General features: G+C 42.3%; 2 protein-coding genes. One reads left to right on the top strand and one right to left on the bottom strand.

The window, feature by feature from the left end:
- Positions 1-413: COX15/CtaA family protein (locus F6K20_RS34260; protein ID WP_287297766.1), on the bottom strand; the 413-nt coding region annotated here is incomplete at its 3' end.
- A 613-nt stretch (positions 414-1,026) separates the two neighbouring features.
- On the opposite strand from F6K20_RS34260, the gene F6K20_RS34255 reads away from it, so the two are divergent.
- The gene (locus F6K20_RS34255; RefSeq protein WP_287250039.1) at positions 1,027-2,040 is read left to right on the top strand and encodes a cytochrome c oxidase subunit II; all 1,014 of its coding nucleotides are present in this window, start codon (positions 1,027-1,029) and stop codon (positions 2,038-2,040) included.
- The last annotated feature ends 386 nt before the right edge of the window (positions 2,041-2,426 follow it).

Raw genomic sequence — 2,426 nt, 5'->3', positions numbered from 1 at the left:
TGCAGTTCTGTAACCGTCAGTCCGCCCAGGACTCCTTGGAAAATAATTAGCCCTAGAGCAAATGTGGATATCCAGGGCAGCCAGTTGGGTAAATCCCGCCGATGCCACCAAGATAAGCTAGCGAGAGCGATCGCACTAATACCAATCAAGGAAGCATCAAGGCGGTGAAACCACTCTAAAAATACTTGCAAATTCATCTGCTGGCTTGGCACCAGCTGACCATAGCATAAGGGCCAGTCTGGGCAAGCTAGACCAGCATTCATCACCCTGGTGGCACTGCCTACTGCCATCAACAGCAGGGTTGCGATCGCAATTTTCCACACCAAGCTCCGAATCCTGGCCTGGGGCTGGGTCAGGTTGTTGGAGGTTACACCATTCTGATTGTGATCAAGAGCCGATTGAGCTATAGCCATCTGCAATAGGAAAATGCAAACTAAGTTAATCAAATCCTGAGTAGTGGCTCATTTTCCTTGGTAGAAGATTGCCAATCTCAAGGATCATCTCTATTCCTATACCACTGTAACCAGCCTTTTCCTTAATTTCTGAAGCTTTAGAGATTTTTCAGATTGCTATTCCCCTGGTCTAAAGGGTCATAGTTACTTAGACTCAATGATTTACTATTGATTTACTTTTTTATATTTTTTTTAGCTATGTTAAGTTTTATTGAATAAAATCTTAAGTTTTCTGAAAATTTTTCAGGTGCTGGGCTAGTGATCCTAAAAAAAAGTCTAAAAATCTCAAGGTTTGACCCAATCAATTGTTTAACTGCTTTACCTTAGTTAATAGAGCAAGCCAAGCTAGCTCTATATCCTCTACTCACGCCCCTCACTGCTAGCAGAGCATCAGAATTGTTGTCTTTGTTGTCTCTAATGTGGGAACTATGGGGGGGAGTAGCTCACCAGAAGGCTGATTTTCCTTAAAAATATAGCCATGCCCTGACATTTTAGGACACTAAGTATGTTGGTGCCTCGCCTGCCTTGATAATCCCTGTTAGTTTTGTTGATATAAGTATTCAACCCTAACCTCGTGAACATTCCAAGCCAAATTTCAACCCTTATTGCTGGCATTTTCATAACCCTGATTAGTCTCTGGTACGGTCAGAATCATGGACTTATGCCAGTAGCTGCCTCCTCAGAAGCCGGTGATGTAGATGGTCTGTTCAACTTGATGATGACCATTTCCACTGGTCTATTTCTCCTCATCCAAGGGGCACTTATCCTAATAGTCATCAAATTTCGTAGACAAAAAAATGACCAAACCGATGGGCCATCGACCCATGGCAATATTCCCCTAGAAATGCTTTGGACCGCAATCCCGACGGTGATTGTCTTTGTCCTAGCTGTCTATAGCTTTGAGGTCTACAACGCTATGGGAGGTCTGGATCCCATGGCTTCTCATGACCACCATCAACAGGAAATTGCCCACAATCATCAGATGTCACCATCTGGGCAAGAGGGGAATGAAAGTCTGATTGCCATGGCTCCGGGTCAAGGCACAGTTGCCCTAGGTATTGGAGCGCCTCCAGGACAAGAAGGCCAAGGTCAACCCCTAGAGGTTAATGTCGCCGGTATGCAGTATGCCTGGATTTTCACCTACCCTGAAACCGGTGTTATCTCTGGGGAAATGCATGTCCCAGTGGGACAACTGGTTAAGCTGAATATCGAAGCTAACGATGTGATCCACGCCTTTTGGTTGCCAGAGTTTCGGATTAAGCAAGATGCTATCCCAGGTCGGACTAGTCAACTAGGGTTTACAGCCACTAGAGTGGGTGATTACCCGATCATCTGTGCTGAACTCTGCGGGTCCTACCATGGAGGAATGAAAACCCGGTTGATCGTTGAAACACCCGAAGAGTATCAAGCCTGGGTTCAGGAAAATCAATTCGCTAGTGCAGACACCATGGAAAAAGCCGTGGCTGTTAATCCTACTACCATGTCAGAGGGTGAGTTCTTGGCTCCCTATGCCTCTGAAATGGGTATTGATTCCCAAACTCTCCAACACCTAGACCACTCTCACCATCATCCTGGAATTATCCAATAAGTTCATTTAAGAATGAAGAATGAAGAATGAAGAATGAAGAATGAAGAATGAAGAATGAAGAATGAAGAATGAAGAATGAAGAATGAAGAATGAAGAATGAAGAATGAAGAATGAAGAATGAAGAATGAAGAATGAAGAATGAAGAATGAAGAATTAGTTCAGTCTACAGTCTACAGTCTACAGTCTTAATTATTCATTCGACCTTAGACCTTAGACCTTAGACCTTAGACCTTAGACCTTCTTAATTATTGATTCGACCTTCTAAATTCTAAATTCTAAATTCTAAATTCTAAATTCTAAATTCTAAATTCTAAATTCTAAATTCTAAATTCTAAATTCTAAATTCTAAATTCTAAATTCTAAATTCTAAATTCTAAATTCTAAAT

It is taken from the genome of Moorena sp. SIO2C4, from assembly GCF_010672485.1.
Classification (GTDB): Bacteria; Cyanobacteriota; Cyanobacteriia; order Cyanobacteriales; family Coleofasciculaceae; genus Moorena; species Moorena producens.
The sequence above is the reverse complement of the archived record's forward strand: the minus strand, read 5'-3'. Positions and strand labels throughout refer to the sequence as shown.